15 protein-coding genes are annotated in these 16,619 nt (G+C 69.3%); 8 read left to right on the top strand and 7 right to left on the bottom strand.

What is annotated here, in order from left to right; translation table 11 throughout:
• Positions 1–300 precede the first annotated feature (300 nt).
• Positions 301–1,224 (top strand): tetratricopeptide repeat protein, encoded by a 924-nt coding sequence (locus V7Q48_RS14670; RefSeq protein ID WP_442947145.1) that lies wholly within the window; start codon positions 301–303, stop codon positions 1,222–1,224.
• A gap of 5 nt (positions 1,225–1,229) precedes the next feature.
• Positions 1,230–1,856, top strand: coding sequence for an LON peptidase substrate-binding domain-containing protein (locus V7Q48_RS14665; protein WP_333839015.1), 627 nt, complete (start codon positions 1,230–1,232; stop codon positions 1,854–1,856).
• A 77-nt stretch (positions 1,857–1,933) separates the two neighbouring features.
• Here the strand turns inward: V7Q48_RS14665 and V7Q48_RS14660 are convergent, their stop codons facing one another.
• The 5 genes from V7Q48_RS14660 to V7Q48_RS14640 form a co-directional block, all read right to left on the bottom strand.
• Positions 1,934–3,118, bottom strand: coding sequence for a DUF445 domain-containing protein (locus V7Q48_RS14660; protein WP_333839053.1), 1,185 nt, complete (start codon positions 3,116–3,118; stop codon positions 1,934–1,936).
• Between the two features lie 140 nt (positions 3,119–3,258).
• Positions 3,259–6,450, bottom strand: coding sequence for an efflux RND transporter permease subunit (locus V7Q48_RS14655; protein WP_333839014.1), 3,192 nt, complete (start codon positions 6,448–6,450; stop codon positions 3,259–3,261).
• 13 nt (positions 6,451–6,463) lie between these two features.
• A complete protein-coding gene (locus tag V7Q48_RS14650) occupies positions 6,464–7,648 on the bottom strand; it encodes an efflux RND transporter periplasmic adaptor subunit (protein ID WP_442947147.1) in 1,185 nt (394 codons plus the stop codon).
• A 466-nt stretch (positions 7,649–8,114) separates the two neighbouring features.
• A complete protein-coding gene (sciP, locus tag V7Q48_RS14645; protein WP_333839013.1) occupies positions 8,115–8,414 on the bottom strand; it encodes a CtrA inhibitor SciP in 300 nt (99 codons plus the stop codon).
• Complete coding sequence (locus tag V7Q48_RS14640; RefSeq protein WP_333839012.1) at positions 8,411–8,746, bottom strand: hypothetical protein; 336 nt, start codon at positions 8,744–8,746, stop codon at positions 8,411–8,413. Before V7Q48_RS14640 ends, sciP begins: the two co-directional genes overlap by 4 nt.
• Before the next feature lie 138 nt (positions 8,747–8,884).
• Here V7Q48_RS14640 and mnmA point away from each other — a divergent pair, with 138 nt between their 5' ends.
• Positions 8,885–10,075, top strand: a complete 1,191-nt coding sequence (gene mnmA / locus V7Q48_RS14635) for a tRNA 2-thiouridine(34) synthase MnmA (RefSeq protein ID WP_333839011.1) — start codon at positions 8,885–8,887, stop codon at positions 10,073–10,075.
• A gap of 205 nt (positions 10,076–10,280) precedes the next feature.
• On the opposite strand, the gene V7Q48_RS14630 is transcribed toward mnmA, so the two are convergent.
• On the bottom strand, positions 10,281–10,661 hold the full coding sequence (locus tag V7Q48_RS14630) for a bactofilin family protein (RefSeq protein WP_333839010.1): 381 nt from the start codon (positions 10,659–10,661) through the stop codon (positions 10,281–10,283).
• Between the two features lie 4 nt (positions 10,662–10,665).
• Entirely contained in the window at positions 10,666–11,829 is a 1,164-nt protein-coding gene (locus V7Q48_RS14625) for a M23 family metallopeptidase (protein WP_333839009.1), read from the bottom strand.
• Positions 11,830–12,102: 273 nt separating this feature from the next.
• Here V7Q48_RS14625 and V7Q48_RS14620 point away from each other — a divergent pair, with 273 nt between their 5' ends.
• From V7Q48_RS14620 to V7Q48_RS14600, 5 genes are all read left to right on the top strand, one after another.
• Entirely contained in the window at positions 12,103–13,383 is a 1,281-nt protein-coding gene (locus V7Q48_RS14620; RefSeq protein WP_333839008.1) for a glutamate-5-semialdehyde dehydrogenase, read from the top strand.
• Positions 13,347–14,069 carry a nicotinate-nucleotide adenylyltransferase gene (locus tag V7Q48_RS14615; RefSeq protein WP_442947144.1) on the top strand — a complete coding sequence of 241 codons (723 nt, stop codon included), beginning with the start codon at positions 13,347–13,349 and terminating at the stop codon, positions 14,067–14,069. Before V7Q48_RS14620 ends, V7Q48_RS14615 begins: the two co-directional genes overlap by 37 nt.
• Positions 14,070–14,268: 199 nt before the next feature.
• Entirely contained in the window at positions 14,269–14,694 is a 426-nt protein-coding gene (gene rsfS / locus V7Q48_RS14610) for a ribosome silencing factor (RefSeq protein WP_333839007.1), read from the top strand.
• A 159-nt stretch (positions 14,695–14,853) separates the two neighbouring features.
• On the top strand, positions 14,854–15,279 hold the full coding sequence (locus tag V7Q48_RS14605; RefSeq protein ID WP_333839006.1) for a 23S rRNA (pseudouridine(1915)-N(3))-methyltransferase RlmH: 426 nt from the start codon (positions 14,854–14,856) through the stop codon (positions 15,277–15,279).
• On the top strand, positions 15,276–16,532 hold the full coding sequence (locus V7Q48_RS14600) for a murein hydrolase activator EnvC family protein (RefSeq protein WP_333839005.1): 1,257 nt from the start codon (positions 15,276–15,278) through the stop codon (positions 16,530–16,532). Before V7Q48_RS14605 ends, V7Q48_RS14600 begins: the two co-directional genes overlap by 4 nt.
• Positions 16,533–16,619: the final 87 nt, after the last annotated feature.

Raw genomic sequence — 16,619 nt, 5'->3', positions numbered from 1 at the left:
GCTCTACCCCTGAGCTACGCCCGCTCTGGCGTTTTCAACGAGAGGCAAGAAGCCATCCCGCTGGGGTGAGGCGCGCCAATAACCGGGGTTCGGGGGGTGTGCAACAGCAAAGTTGCATTTTTGCGCGCAAAGCGGTGCGGGCCTGTGGATGGCTTGGGGAATGTGCTGGCGCGCGCGGCAAAAGCGGCACGGATTCGGCGCCGGCCCGCCGCAGCCCCTTGCCGAACCGGGCGCATTTCCCACATGGTGGGGTGGGGCGCCCCGGTCAACGGGCGGCCCCGATGCAGTGGCAGTGGAGAAATGCGCGTGGCAAGCCTGGGTCTCAATCTCGACGAACAGAAGGCGGTCGACCGCTTCCGCAAGTCCATCGTCGAACCCTCGATGACCAAGCTCGTCATCCTCGATTTCTGGGCTGAATGGTGCGGGCCGTGCAAGGCGCTGACCCCGGTGCTGGAAAAGGTCGCGGCCGAGTACGCGGACAAGGGCGTAATCCTCGCCAAGGTCAACGTCGACGAGGAGCAGTTCATCGCCGCGCAGTTCCAGGTGCGCTCGATCCCGACCGTCTATGCGATGTTCCAGGGCCAGCCCGTCGCCGACCTCACCAATGCGCGTAGCGAATCGCAGCTGAAGCAATACCTCGACCAGATCCTGTCGCAGCTGCCCGTGCAGCCCGGTGCGGTGGGCGAGGATGCACCGCAGGACGTGACGCCGCTGCTGGCGATGGGCGAGGAGATACTGGCCGAGGGCGACGGCGAGCGTGCCGCCTCGGTCTTCGCGCAGATCATCGAGATCGCGCCTGACAACGCGGTTGCCCATGCCGGGCTGGTGCGCGCGCTGCTGGCGGCCGGACACCGCGACGAGGCTGCCGAAGTCCTCGCCGCGCTCGATCCCAAGCTGGCCGAAGACCCCGCGCTGGCGCAGGCCCGTGCCGCACTTGCGCTGGCCGAGGACGCGCCCGAGGAGACCGAGCTCGCCGGCCTGCGCAACGCGGCCGAGGCGGACCCGGCGGACATGGATGCTCAGCTCGCTTATGCTAACGGCCTTTTCGCCGCCGGTGACCGCGATGGTGCCGCCGATCGCCTGCTGGCGATGGTAGCCGCTGATCGCGCGTGGAACGACGGAGCTGCGCGGGCACGGCTGTTGCAGATCTTCGAGGCGATCGGTCTGGAGGACCCGTGGGTGGCGCGCACGCGTCGCAAGCTGTCCACCGTGCTGTTCGGTTGATGGCCATGGGCGGAACGGGTGCCCCGGTGCGGCTCTCGATCTTTCCGCTGTCGGGGGCGTTGCTGTTCCCCGGCTTGCAGCTGCCGCTGCACATCTTCGAGCCGCGGTATCGCGCCATGGTGCTCGATGCCCTGGCGCGCGACCGGCGCATCGCGATGATCCAGCCGCAATCGCCGGCCGAGGGCGCTCCGTTGTTCCAGGTCGGGTGCCTGGGCAAGATCGACGATGTCGAGGCGCTCGACGACGGCCGCTACAACCTGCTGCTCACCGGCATTTCGCGCTTTCGCGTGCTGCGCGAACTCGAGGTCAAGACCGCGTTTCGCCAGGTCGAGGCCGAGCTGATCGCGGACGATCTCGATGCGGCGCTGAGCGCGGTCGAGCGCGCCAGCTTCGAGCGCGAGGCGCGCGCCTTCGCCGATGCCCAGGGCTATGCGGTCGATTGGGATTCGGTCGCGCGGCTCGACGATCAGTCGCTCATCAACGGCGTCTCGCAGATCGCGCCGTTCGACGTGGCGGCCAAGCAGGCGCTGCTCGAAGCGCCCGACATCGCCACGCGGTGCGAACTGCTGGTGCAGCTCATGCAGTTCTTCGGGCGGCGCGACAGCGACGACGAGGACGTCACGCTCCAGTAGGGCCAAGCCTAGAGTGCGATGACAAAAAGTGGGAACCGGTTTTTGTCAAAAATCGCACGATCTAGCGGTGTGTCGGCTCAGAGCGCCATGTCGAGCGCGTGAAGCCCCAGCCCGACGAGGCCGCCCACCAGCGTCCCATTGATGCGGATGAACTGGAGGTCGCGGCCGACCGCACCCTCGATCCGCGCAGTGACGGTGCGCGCATCCCAGCGCCGGATCGTCTCCGACACTAGCCGCACGATCTGCCCGCCATAGCGGCTGGCGATGCCGACCAGCGTGCGACGCGAAAACCGATTGACCAGCAGGCGCAGGCGCGGATCAGTCTGCAGAGCGGTGCCAAGGTCGGCCAGCGCGATCGCGAACTGCGCCGATGCCGCACCGCCGCTTCCTCCGCCACGCACTGCCGCGAGCAGCCCGCTGCGGGCGCGCTCCCACAGGGCATCGAGCCACGTGGTGAAGGCCGGGTTTGAAAGGATCTCCGCTTTCATCCGCTCGACGCGCGCGGCCATGACCGGGTCATGCGTCAGGTCGTGAGCCAGTTGTTCCAACCCGTCGACGATCTTCAGGCGCAGCGGATGGTCGGGATGGACGACGGCCTCGGCGAGCAGCTTGTAGAGCCCGTCGAGCACCGCATTGGCGAGCCGCTCGTCGAGCTTGACCAGCCGGATCAGGCCATTGGCCCGATCGTGGATCATCGTGCGCAGCAGGTCTTCGTTGGCCTCCAGCGTCTGGGCGGTGCGCGACAGCAGCGCCTCGATCAGCGGGAGGTGGCGACCATCGGCGATCATCGCGGTCAGCATCTGGCCGAGCAGGGGGGCCAGGTCGATGCGATCGAGCTGGTGGCGCAGCGCCTGCTTGGCCATGCCGCCGAGCTTGTCGCGATCCAGCGATTCGAGGATATCGGCGATCAGGCTGGTCGCGCCCGCGGTCACGCGGCTTTGCGCGCCGCGCGGCGCGGTGAGAAATCCGCCCGCCGCCGTCGCGACGTCGAGCCCCGCCATGCGGCGCGCCACGACCTGGGGGGTGAGGAAATTGCTCTGCAGGAAGCCCGCCAGCGAATCCGCGATGCGGTCCTTGTTCTCGGGAATGATCGCGGTGTGCGGGATCGGCAGGCCGAGCGGGTGACGGAACAGCGCGGTCACCGCGAACCAGTCGGCAAGGCCGCCGACCATCGCCGCCTCGGCAAAGGCGCGCAGGTACCCCCATGCCGGCTGGCCGGTCTCGGCCCCCATCGTCCGCGCCAGGATGAACAGCCCGGCCATGACCACAAGCAGGCCGGTGGCCACCAGCCGCGTGGTGCGCGCCCTGTCCGCCGGCAGCGCACCGCCGATGGACAGGCGGGCGGTCAGGCTGCGGGGCCGGGTCGGATCCGAGCCAGCGGGGCGGGCAGGGGTTACTCTGTTCACTCCGCCGGGAATGCCTCACGCTCGGCACGGTTCCCGATGGCGCCGGTGCCGGCAGCAACGGCAGGATCGGTCCGCTTGGTCAGCACGCGCCGTGCCAGCCAGGGCCCGAGGCGCTTTTCCAGCCCGTCGGCGAGGCTGAAGCCCGCGGGCACGATCAGCAGCGTCAGCAGCGTCGACAGCGTCAGCCCGCCGATCACCACAGTGCCCATCGGTGCGCGCCAGCCGCCGTCGCCGCCGATCGAGACCGCGGTGGGGATCATGCCGGCGACCATCGCGACGGTGGTCATCACGATCGGCTGCGCGCGCTTGTGCCCGGCCTCGAGGATGGCGTCCTGGCGCGGCTTGCCCGTGGCCATTTCCTCGATCGCGAAGTCGATCAGCAGGATCGAGTTCTTGGCGACGATGCCGAACAGCATGAGCACGCCGATGAACACCGGCAGGCTGGTCGACTGGCCCAGCACGGCCAGCAGCAGCAGGCCGCCGAGCGGGGCGAGGAACAGCGAGCCCATGTTGACCAGCGGCGAGACGAAGCGGTGGTAGAGCAGCACCAGCACCGAGAAGACCAGCAGCACGCCGGTGGCCAGCGCGATGAAGAAGTTGGTCAACATCTCCGCCTGCCAGCGGTCCTCGCCGGCCGGCGCATTGGACACGCCGGTCGGCAGGTTCTTCATGATCGGCAGCTTGGCGATGGCGTCCATCGCTGTGCCCTTGACCACGCCCGGCGGCAGGTCGGCGCCGACGAAGATGCGGCGGTTCTGGTTGTAGCGCTGGATCGTGGTCGGGCCCGAGCCGAAGCCGATGTCGGCGACGCGGGCGAGCGGCACCGAGATGCCCGAAGTGGTCGGTACCGGCAGGTTCTCGATCGTCGAGAGGTCGCGGCGCGAATCCACCGGCAGCTTGACGCGGATCGGCACCTGGCGGTCGGACAGCGAGAACTTCGCGCTGTTCATGTCGATCTCGCCCTGCGTGGCGATGCGGATCGTCTGGCTGATCGCGGCCGTGGTCACGCCGAGCGAGGCAGCCAAGTCCGAATGCGGGGTGATGATGAGTTCGGGGCGGCGCAAGTCCGCGCTGATGCGCGGGGCTACCACCTGCTTGAGCCCGCTCATCTGCTGGACCAGCGTCTGCGCGGTGCGCTGCAGGAGGTCGGGGTCCGAGCCCGAGAGCATGACGCTGATCGGGCGGCCCGAGCCGCCGCCGCCGCCGCCGTTCTGGTTCTGGAAGGTGACGCGCGCGTCGGCCACCTGCTGCAGGCGCGGGGTCAGCTCGCGCTCGAACTGCAGGCTCGAACGCTTGCGGTCGTGGCGCAAGGTAATGATGACGCGGCCATTGCCCTCGAGGATGCGCTCGAGCGCGACGTCGATTTCAGGCTCGTTCCGGATGAGGTTGTAGACCTCGTCGATCTTGGCCTCGGTCTGCTCGATCGTGGTGCCCGGCACCATCTCGACGTTGATCTGGCTGAAGTCGCTGTCGGTGTCGGGGAAGAACTGCGTCGGGATTACGACGAACATCAGCCCGGTCATTACCAGCGCGCCAAGCCCGATGCCCATCATCCACAGGCGATGGTCGCGCAGCCGTGCGCGGAAGCGGCGGCGCGGATGCTCCGCGCGGTAGGCCTTGACCTTGCTGGTATCGAGCGACCAGTGCAGCACCGCCATGTAGCGGTCCATCCACGGGCCTTCGCCGTGCGGGATGTCGCGCTGGTTGTGCTGCAGGAAATAGGCGGCGACCATCGGCGTGATCATGCGCGCGACGAGCAGCGAGAACAGCACCGCGACCACCACGGTCAGGCCGAAGTTCTTGAAGAACTGGCCCGACAGGCCCGGCATCAGGCCCACCGGCAGGAACACCGCGACGATCGAGAACGTCGTGGCGACGACCGCCAGGCCGATTTCGTCGGCGGCGTCGATGGCCGCCTGGTACGGGCTCTTGCCCATGCGGATGTGCCGGACGATGTTCTCGATTTCCACGATCGCGTCGTCGACCAGCACGCCGGCGACGAGGCCCAGCGCCAGCAGCGACATCGTGTTGAGCGTGAAGCCCATGAGATGCATGACCGCGAAGGTCGGGATGGCCGAAAGCGGGATCGCGATGGCCGAGACGAAGGTCGCGCGCCAGTCACGCAGGAAGAAGAACACCACGATCACCGCGAGCAGTGCACCCTCGACCATCGAGGACATCGAGGTGTGGTACTGCTGCTTGGTGTAGTTCACGCTGGTGAAAAGCTGGGTGAAGTGGATCTTGCCGCCCTGTTCCTTCTCGAGCTTGGCCAGTTCGGCTTTCGACGAATCGTAGACGCTGACGTCGGACTCGCCGCGCGCGCGGGCGATGCTGAAGGTGACGACCGGCTTGCCGTTGAACTTGGCGATCGAGGTCAGTTCGCTGAAACTGTCGCGCACGTCGGCAACGTCGGACAGGCGGATCACCCGGCCCGAGGACAGCGCGACCTGGGTCTGGCCCAGCGCGAAGGCGCTGCGGGCATTGCCCAGCACGCGGACCGACTGGCGTGCGCCCGCCACTTCGGCGCGGCCGCCCGCGGCGTTGAGGTTCACCTGGCGCAGCGCGTTGTTCACCTGCACCGCGGTCACGCCGTAGGACTTCATGCGCAGCGGATCGAGCGTCACCGCGATCTCGCGGGTCACGCCACCGGCGCGATGGACTTCGGCCATGCCGGGGATCGCGAGCAGGCGCTTGGCGATGGTGTCGTCGACATACCACGAGAGCTGCTCGATGGTCATGTCGTCGGCCGAGACCGCCCAATAGGCGATCGGGTCCGACGAGGTTTCCGCCTTGAACACCTGCGGTTCGAGGATGCCGTCGGGCAGGTCGCCGCGCACCTGGTCGACCGCGTTCTTCACTTCCGCGACCGCGCCGTAGATGTCCGTGCCGATCTTGAACTGCACGAACGTCTGGCTGTTGCCCTCGGACGCGGTGGAGGTGATCGTGTCGACACCGGCGATGGTGCGGACGCTCGCCTCGACGCGCTGGGTGATCTGGGTCTCGATCTCGGTCGGCGCGGCGCCCGGCTGGCTGATCGAGACGATCACCATGGGGAATTCGATATCCGGCTGGTCCTGCACCTTCATCATCATGAAGGACACGATGCCGGCGAGCGTTAGGCCGATGAACAGCACGATCGGAACGACCGGGTTGCGGATCGACCAGGCCGAGAGATTGCGGAAGTTCATGAGCGGTTGCCTGTTAGTGCGCGGCTGGCGAGCCGGCGGACTTGACGACCGACGGGCGCACGGTGTCACCGGGGTTGAGGAAGCCGCCGGCGCGCAGCACGACGCGTTCGTCGCCGAGCAGGCCTTCGCGCACGACGATGCCTGAGGCGGTCACCTCGCCGGTCTTGACCGCGCGGCGCGACACCTTGTTGTTGCCGTCGACGACATAGACGAAGGGCCCCTGCTGGTCGCTGAGGATGGCGGATTCGGGCAGGACCGGCGCCGTCACGGTGCCGCTGCGGATCGAGGCACTGGCGAAGCCGCCCGGGCGCAGCGCGGGATCGTACTTCAGCGCAATGCGCACGATGCCCTCGCGCGTGGTTGGGTCGATCGTCGGCGCGACCTGCCAGATCGTGCCGGTGAAGGTCTGGTCGGTGCCGACCGGGGTGACGATGGCGGTGTCGCCCTCGCGCATGCGCGCCAGGTCGATCTCGGCGAGGCGGGCCTGCATTTCCAGCTCGCCGTCGCGCGCCATGCGGAACAGCGTGCCGCTGCCGGCGCTGACGATCTGGCCGGCCTCGACCCCGCGGGTCAGGACCAGGCCGTCGGCCGGGGCGACGATGTTGAGGCGCGCGGTGTTGGCGCGCAACTGGCCGAGCGTGGCGCGGGCGACGCGGACCTGGGCGACGGCGGCATCGCGCGTGGCGGTCAGCTGGTCGATGTTGGCCTTGGAGATGAACCCCTTGGCGACGAGCTGCAGGCCGCGATCGAGGTTGTTTTGGGCGATGCGGGCATTGGCTTCCTGGACCTGGACGCCGGCAGCCTGGCTGGCGACCTGCTGGACCTGGACCGAGCGGTCGACGACCGCGAGCACCTGGCCGGCATGGACCCAGGCCCCGGCATCGACGAGCACGCTGACGACGCGGCCGCCTTCGCCGGCGATGCCGACGGGCATTTCACGCCGCGCGGCGATGACGCCGCTGGCGATGACCTTGGCATCGACGGTCTGCTGTCCGGGGGTGATCACCGAGACGGTCTGCGCCTGTCCGCCCTTGGTGGCCGCCGGGGCCGCCTCGGGGGTGCGGTGCATGAGCCACCAAGCCAGGGCGAGCGCGGCCACGATCACGACGCCGATGATGATCGCACGCCGCCGGTTGCGGGGACGCGCGGCATCCTCCAGCCCGGAGGTGCCTGACCAGTCCTCGTCCTTGCCGCGAATGTCTTGCGTCGTATCCAGCAGAATAGCCTCCCCGTCCCGGATCGGGCGCGCCGTCCTTGCGGGGCGCGCCGGCCGGGTTCGTCCCCGTGAACCGCGATGCACCACCGTCGGGGGGAGGCGCGCCACGGTATGTAACAACCATGCTTCGTCTATCGCTGCCTTGCGGCCCCGCTGCGACCCGACCGTGAGGTAAGGCGTGCGTGCCCCGCAAGACCGTGGCGAGACGACGACCTTTTCGGCCCGGCGCTGCCTCTGGCCGCGCAAAACCGCAAGGTTCCTTGTCCTGCCAGCATTTACGGCGATCTTAGCGACAGCAACGATGAGTTGCAATCACGCCTCGACGAACAACGTCATGGTGGAGGTATTCGACCCGCTATCGCTTGATAGCGCTATCGTGTACATGACAACGGCCGCCCCGGTGCGTCCCGGGGCGGCCGTGTCAAAGTTCTATGCCTGTCGGCTTGGCTCAATACTTGAGCTGGCGCTCGTAAAGGTCGCGATAGTGCTGGATCCGGGTGACGCGCAGGCCCTGCATGCCCGAGCGGTCGACCGCCCGCTGCCACGAGGCGAACTCCTCAAGGGTCAGGCCATAGCGCTCGCAGGCCTCGTCGATCGTGAGCAGGCCGCCGTTGACGGCAGCGACGACCTCGGCCTTGCGTCGCACGACCCAGCGGGTGGTGGTGGCAGGCGGCAGATTGTCCAGGGTCAGCGGCTCCCCGAGGGGGCCGATCACCTGCGCAGGCCGGATTTTCTGGTTTTCGATCATGGCAGCTCTCGTCGGATAAACGCGTCGTGCGCCGGGGGTGAGGCTTCGTATGCCTTGGTCACCAGTGTGCTTTCCTCCGCTTTGCCATATTTTGAATATTTGCGGTTAACGCGCTCTTCAGACCCTTCCCCCTGCAACATTCCGGCTGCGACCCGATGAAAGCTGCCGAGGTGAGAGCCGCCCGGCCAGGCCGGCACGATGCCCTGCGACAGCCGTCGCAGGTCCTGTGCCGCTTCCAGCCGGGCGCAGAATTCCGCCCAGTGCAGCCTGCGCAGCACGGGGGCGGGTTCGGCGCCGGCCAGGCCGCGTGGATCTTCAAAACCCAAGTCCATGACCCCGGGATAGGCCGAACAGGGCTAAAAGAATGTAAAGCAGGCTTTTACAAAAAATTAGCCATGGCGGCCGGGCTTGCGGTGGTCGCGGTGATTTTTGCGCTGAAACCTTGAGGGAAAGCGCCTATGTGGGCGCCCATGCCCCTCCCGGAATCTTTTCTCGCCGCACCGGCGTTCGATGGCCTGTCCGATCCTCTCGCGCTGTTCGACCTGCCTGCGCCGGCCGACGGCCGCACCCGTCGCATCGTCGTTGCCATGTCGGGCGGGGTGGACAGCTCGGTCGTCGCCGGGCTGGCGGCCGCCAGCGGCGCCGAGGTGATCGGGGTCACGCTGCAGCTTTACGATTACGGCGCCGCCACCGGGCGCAAGGGCGCGTGCTGTGCGGGCGACGATATCCGCGATGCGCGCGCGGTGGCCGACCGGCTGGGGATCGCGCATTATGTCTTCGACCATGAGTCGCGTTTTCGCGAAGACGTGGTCGAGCGCTTTGCCGATGATTACCTCGCGGGCCGCACGCCGATCCCCTGCATCCGCTGCAACATGGGGCCCAAGTTCACCGACCTGCTCGCCATGGCGCGCGAGCTGGGGGCGGACTGCCTCGCGACCGGGCACTACGTCCAGCGCGTCGTCGGCCCGAACGGACCCGAGCTGCACCGCGCCACCGACCCGGCGCGCGACCAGAGCTATTTCCTTTACGGCACGACCGACGAGCAACTGGCCTATCTGCGCTATCCGCTGGGCGGCATGCCCAAGCCGCAAGTGCGCGCACTGGCCGAGGCGATGGGGCTGGCGGTCGCTGCCAAGCCCGACAGCCAGGACATCTGCTTCGTGCCCGATGGCGACTATGCCAAGATCGTGCGCAGCGTGCGGCCCGAGGGCGTGCAGCCCGGCGCGATCGTCCACGCGCAGACCGGCGAGGCACTCGGCACGCACCAGGGCGTGATCCACTACACCGTCGGCCAGCGGCGCGGGCTTGAGATCGGCGGACAGCCCGAGCCGCTCTATGTCGTCGGGATCGACGCAGCCGGCGCGCGCGTGCTGGTCGGGCCGCGACGCCTGCTGGGGGTCAGCGCGGCGCGGGTGATCGAGACCAACCGCATCGGCCCAATGCCCGAGGCGGGAGTGCCGCTGACCGCCAAGGTCCGCTCGTTGGCCAGGCCCGTGCCGGTCGTGCTCGAGGGGCCATTCGGCGATGGCGCCCCCACGACCCTGCGGTTCGCCGCGCCCGAATACGGCGTCGCGCCGGGGCAGGCGGCGGTGATCTATGCCGGCGAGCGTGTGATCGGTGGCGGGTGGATCGACGGCACCGAGGCGGCCGAGCCGTTCTAGGTGGCGCGCACATCCGCGCAGTAAAGTCGGGTTGGGGAAGCAAGGGAGCTGGACCCCGGATCAAGTCCGGGTGACGAAGAAAGCCGACATTGCAGATGTCCGTCACCCCGGACTTGATCCGGGGTCCAGCTTTTTCTGCAATCGGACACGACGTCGGCAACCTTGGGCAGAATGCGTCCCCGCGCCCAGATGCCTTCTGCCGAAATCAGGCCTGCCGCAGCAGCGCCTCGGGTGCGGCGGCGGCGGCGTTGCTGCCGCGCGGGGTGAAGCGTCCGTCGACCTGCGCGCCCTGTTCGACCGTCAGCGTATCGTAGGCGACGTCGCCGGTGATTCGCGCGGTCTTCTCGATCACGAGGTCCGCCACGTCGATCGCGCCGTGGACGCTGCCGGCCAGCCGCGCCGAGCGAGCGCGCAGCGCGCCCTCGAGCCGGCCGCTTTCGCCCAGCACGAGAGCGGCGCAGGTCACGTCGCCCTCGACGCGGCCGTCGATGTGCAGGTCGGTCTCGGCGGTGATGTCGCCGCGCACGACGAGGTCGGCGCCCAGCACCGAGAACGTGCCCGAACCGCCGATGCGCGTCGTTGGCATGCGATCAGCGCCCGCCATGGCTGCGGGCTTCTTCGAGAACATCGGGAAGGGTCTCCAGGAAGGGGCGCGGGTCGACCGGGCGGTCGTTGATTCGCACTTCGAAGTGCAGGTGCGGGCCGGTCGAGCGGCCGGTGCTGCCGATCAGGCCGATCTCGGTCCCGGCGGTGACGGCCTGGCCGGGGCGCGCCTCGATCCGCGACATGTGGGCATAGCGGGTGACGAGGCCATGGCCGTGGTCGACCTCGACGCAGTTGCCATAGCCCGACCGCTGCCCGGCGAAGATGACGGTGCCCTGCGCGGCGGCGCGGATCGGCGCGCCGATCGGTCCGCGAAAGTCGAGGCCGGGATGGAATGCGCCGCTGCCGGTGAAAGGGTCGGCGCGATAGCCGAACCCGCTCGACACGTAGTCGGCGCGGGCGGGCAGCGCATGGGGCAGGCGCGCCAGCCCCTGCTCGAGCGAGGCCATGCGCGCCATGCTGGCACCGAACCGGGCAAAGCGCGGGTCGACAAGGCCGTTGGCGCCGGTCGCGAGCGGGATCAACGGACCGCCCATGGCGCGATTACCCCGGAGCGGGGCGATCTGCGACGGGTTGAGCCCGACGCGGCGGATCGCGGTCTCGGCCCGCGCGGCGCGCGCCTCGGCATAACGCGTCAGCGCGTCGACGAAGGCCAGCTGCCGTGCCTCGATGCCGACGAGACCGGCGGCCTCGGGCATTTCCTGCGAGATCTTGTGAATGGCCTTGGCGGTTTCCGCATCCGCCGGCGCAGCGTCTTCACTACCGGGGGTAGGGGCGGGAAGGTCGCCGAGCTGGCCCTTGACCAACGCGTCGATCATGTCCTGCCGGCGCTTGAGGTCTTCGGCCACGGCACCCAGGCCCTGGCGATATTGCGCCATGCGCCCTTCCGCGGTGGCGACGGCAGCCTCGCGCTCGCGCATGTCGGCGCCATGGCCGAGCGCCACGAGGTGGCTGACGAGCAGGGCTACCAGTGTCCCGAGCCACAGGCAGGCCGCGATGGCGACGGCCGCGGCGATGCGCAGCTGCAGGCGGCCCGACAACCGGATGAAGCGTACCTGCCCGTTCGCCCGCATGAAGAATTCACGGTCGGGAAACCATCCGCGGACCCGCATGGCTGCGGCGCGCACGCGCGCCGGCAGGCTGGCGCGCATCGCACCATCGGTCGTACTGGCTGGCAAGTTCAAGCGATCCCCGATCCAAGATTGACTGAATAGACCCCGAGCGCGCCCCTAGCGATCGATTGCGGCGGAGTCGAATCCAGCGCCGCTGCACTCGGCAGGATGTGCGGCGCAAACGGCGAAGCGCAGGACGACATCAGGGGAGTCACGTAGCTCGCGGCCCGGGAACGGCGCGAATCACCGATGCGCCCGGCCAAGCGGCCTCTCGTGACAGACCCTTGCCACGATGGTAAGGCGCCGGGCATCATGGCTACGAACGCACAGGACATCGCCGTCGAAACCCCCGCCGCGCTGGTCGAGCGCCTCGCGCGCGCCGCCCGCATCGCGCAAGGCACGCTCGCGCGCATGCCGTCGCCGGCGAAGGCCGCGGCTCTGCGTCTCGCGGCTGCCGCGCTGCGCCGGGCCGAAGCGGCTATCCTGGCCGCCAACGCGATCGACATGGCCAATGGCGAGGCCAACGGGCTGACGCCGGCGCTGCTCGATCGCCTCCGCCTCGACCCCGCGCGCGTTGCCGGGATCGCCGATGCGGTAGAGCAGGTCGCGGGGCTTGATGATCCCGTGGGCCAGGAGATCGACCGGCGCGAACGGCCCAATGGGCTGGTGCTGCGCCGTGTGCGCGTGCCCATCGGCGTCATTGGCATCATCTACGAAAGCCGCCCCAACGTGACCGCCGATGCCGCCGTGCTCTGCGTGCGCTCGGGCAATGCGGCACTGCTGCGCGGCGGCACCGAGGCGGTCCATTCCAACCGCGCGATCCACGCGGCGCTGGTGGCGGGTCTGGTCGAAGGCGGCGTTCCCGCCGATGCGGTGCAGCTGGTGCCAACGCAGGACCGCGCCGCCGTGGGCGCCATGCTCGTCGCCGCCGGGCTGATCGACATGATCGTGCCGCGCGGGGGCAAGAGCCTGGTGGCGCGCGTGCAGGCCGATGCCCGCGTCCCCGTGCTCGCGCACCTCGACGGCATCTGCCACACCTTCGTCCATGCCGCGGCCGACCCGGCGATGGCCGAGGCGATCGTGCTCAACGCCAAGATGCGCCGCACCGGCATCTGCGGTTCGATGGAAACGCTGCTGATCGACGCGACGTATCCCGCCGCCGCAGCTCTCGTCGCGCCGCTGATCGAGGCGGGATGCGAGGTGCGCGGCGATGCCCGTGCGCGCGCCATCGATCCGCGCATCGTGCCCGCGGCGGACAATGACTGGGACACCGAGTACCTCGACGCGGTGCTGTCGGTTGCAGTGGTCGATGGCCTGGATTCAGCGCTTGCGCACATCGACCGCCATTCCTCGCGCCACACCGATGCGATCGTTACCGCAGATGCCGAGGCCGCGGCGCGGTTCCTGAACGAGGTCGACAGCGCGATCGTGATGCACAACGCCTCGAGCCAGTTCGCCGACGGCGGCGAATTCGGGCTGGGCGCGGAAATCGGCATCGCCACCGGGCGGCTTCATGCCCGTGGCCCGGTCGCGCTCGAGGGGCTGACCACGTACAAGTGGCTGGTCGAGGGCAACGGGCAGGTCCGTCCCTGACACGACCCGTCCCCCGCACCGTCGGCCTGTTCGGTGGCAGTTTCAATCCGGCGCACGGCGGTCATCGCCGGGTGAGCCTGTTCGCGCGCGCCGCGCTGGGGCTGGACGAGGTCTGGTGGATGGTATCGCCGGGCAACGTGCTCAAGCCTGCCGCAGGCATGGCGCCATTGCCAGCACGTGTAGCCTCGGCCCGGCGGCAGGCGCGCCGCGCCCCGATTCGCGTCACTGCGATCGAGCGCGAGTTGGGCACGCGCTATACCGTTGACAGTTTGCGCGCGCTGGTGCGGCGCTACCCGCATATTCGCTTCGTCTGGCTGATGGGGGCCGACAATCTGGCGCAATTCCATCGCTGGAAGGACTGGCGCGGCATCGCCCGTACCATGCCGATTGCGGTAATCGCCCGTCCGGGCTATGATGCGGCCGCGATGGCGAGCCCCGCCATGGTGTGGCTGCGCCGCTGGCGCCGGCGGTGCAGGCAGGAAAGCGATGGCGCCCGATCAGGCGTTCGCGCCCGAAAGGCTGTATCGATGCAAAGCGCCCCGGCGCTGACGATCCTGCGTTTCGACCCCGATCCGCGCTCGGCGACGCAAGTCCGCCAGGCCGATCCCGAGTGGTTTCGCAGGGCAGTCGTGCGAAGCCTGCGCGACGCGGTCACGCATCATCGCATCGGGGAGACCGGACACTGAGCGGCTGCGTTCCTGTCCGGGCCTCCGGCCCTCGTGCCCCGGGTGATTTTGCCTCGGGCTTTTGTGTTTTCGGCACGCTTGTCGCCGATTCGGCTTTTCCGCGGTGCGCCCCGGCGTATCGCGAAATCGCCGTTGGAGCGGCATGGCGTGCAGTGCGTTGTAAATTACCCCTTTTCCAAGCGGAGTTCACCCCCAAGCAATGACCAGTGCCCATACCCAGCCGGCCGATGCCGGCGCCCCCGTTTCGGCTCCGTCTCCCCGCGCGCCGCTGGTTCTGCCCGAAGGTGTGGAGCCTGGCAGCCTCTACGACGTCGTCCTGCGCTCGCTCGACGATGACCAGGCGATCGAACTCGTGACGATCCCGCTCGAGGGCAAGAGCTCGGTTGCGGACTACATGGTCATCGCCTCGGGCCGTTCGACCCGCCAGGTCGCCGCGATGGCGCAGAAGCTGTCGGAGCGGATCAAGCATGCAGGCCACGGCCATGTCCGCATCGAGGGCCTGCCCGCCGCCGACTGGGTGCTGGTCGATGCCGGCGACGTGGTGATCCACCTGTTCCGCCCGGAAGTGCGCAGCTTCTACAATCTCGAGCGGATGTGGGGCTTCGGGGACGCGGGCGCCGCCTGACGTCTTCGGCCCTTTCCTGCCTGGGGAAGGGTGACGGCCAAGCGGTGACAGGCGGGGCGGCGATGTGCCTGCCCGCCCCTGCTTGCCCGCCAATGCCGGCCGCCGCTCCGTCATGCCGCGTCATCCCCGCCGGCCCGGCGCGGGACCTGAGGGTTGTTCATGCTCCTTCACATCATCGCCCGTGGCAAGATCGGCCGCTCGCCCGAGGCCGAACTGGTCGAGCGCTATGGCAAGCGCGTGACCTGGGGTTTCCGCGTGACCGAGATGCCCGATCGCGGCGGAAGCCTGCCGCCGGTCTCGGTCAGTCCGACGCGCACCGTCGTGATGGACGAGCGCGGTAAGCAATTGACCTCGAGCGAACTTGCCGCCGTGCTGGGGCGGTGGCGCGACGATGGCGTGCGCGAGGCGCGGTTCCTGATCGGCGCGGCGGACGGGCATGACCAGTCGGTGCGCGATGGCGCCGACCTGCTGATCGCCTTCGGCGCCGCGACCTGGCCGCACATGCTGGCGCGCGCGATGCTGGCCGAACAATTGTGGCGCGCGACCAGCATCGTCGCGGGCCATCCCTATCACCGCGAGGGATGATGCGCGCCCTGCCGCCCGCGTCGTTGCCTTACACGGCGCCCAATCCGTCACGGCTGCTGCTGGCCGGCGTGGCACTCGCGCTGGCGCCGGTGGCGGCGTGGCAGTGGGCCGCGGCGGTCGATGGCCCGGCCTATCAGTCGACCGGCGAGGCGGGCAATGCCCTGCGGCAGGCCCAGGCCTCGCTGGCCGAGGCGCAGGGGCGTGCCGACAAGCTCGAAGCGGCGGCGCGCACCGCCACGGCTGCGGCCGACCGCACGGCACAGGCCGCTGCCGCGATCGCGGCCCGCATCCAGCAATCCGAAGCCGAAATCCGCATGAGCGAGGCGCGCATCGCGCTGATTGAGCGCGAACGGGCTGACCTCAGGCGCCGGATCGCGGTGCGGCAGGAGCCGGTCGTGCGCCTGACCGGGGCGCTCGAGCTGATCGCCCGCCGCCCGCTGGCCTTCAGCCTGCTGCGCGCCGACTCGCTGCGCGACACCGTCTACCTGCGCGCCGTGCTCGAGACGATGCTGCCCGAAGTGCGCCGCCGCACGGCGACGCTGCGCAGCGCGGTGACGCGCGGCCACGCCCTGCAGGAGCAGGCACGCGGCGAAGCCAACCGGTTGCGCGCCAGCCGCTCCGGCCTCGACGAGCGCCGCCAGCAACTCGCCGCGCTCGAAAGCCGCCAGCGTATCGCCAGCCGGGCTGCCAGCGGTACCGCCAGCCGCGAGGCCGACCATGCGCTCGCCTTGGCCGAGGAGACCCGCGACCTGACCGCGCTGATGGCGCAGCTGGGGCGCGACGGGCAGATGCGCGACATGCTCTCCGCGCTGCCCGGCCCGGTGCAGCGGCCCGATCGCCCTGGCGCGGTGCTGATGGTCGAGGATGCCGGCCCGATCGCGCGCGGGGAGGCGCAGCTGGCGTGGATACTCCCGGTCTCGGGCCGCGTGACCACTGGCTTTGGCGAGGCGGGGCCGACGGGGCCGTCGCAGGGCTTGGTGCTCGCGCCCGTCGCCTCGGCGCAGATCGTCGCGCCGGCCGCCGGGCGGATCGCCTTCGCCGGCGCCTATCGCGGGTTCGGGCAGATCGTCATCGTCGAGCATGCGGGCGGCTGGACCTCGCTCGTCACCGGGCTCGGCCGGATCGATGCCGGCGTGGGTGACAAGGTGGTGCAGGGCTCCCCCATCGGCATCGCCGCGCCGGCCCGACCACTGGTGACGGTAGAGCTGCGCAAGGATGGCGTGCCCGTCAATCCGCTGGCAGCGCTGCGTTAAGCGGCTGGGTGATTGGGCGGCGCGCTAGACCGCGCTGGCCACCAGTCCCAAACCGTCCCCGTCATTCCTGCGAAGGCGGGAATCCAG

It is taken from the genome of Novosphingobium sp. (assembly GCF_036803765.1).
GTDB lineage: Bacteria > Pseudomonadota > Alphaproteobacteria > Sphingomonadales > Sphingomonadaceae > Novosphingobium.
This window is presented reverse-complemented; position numbering and strand designations above follow the sequence as displayed.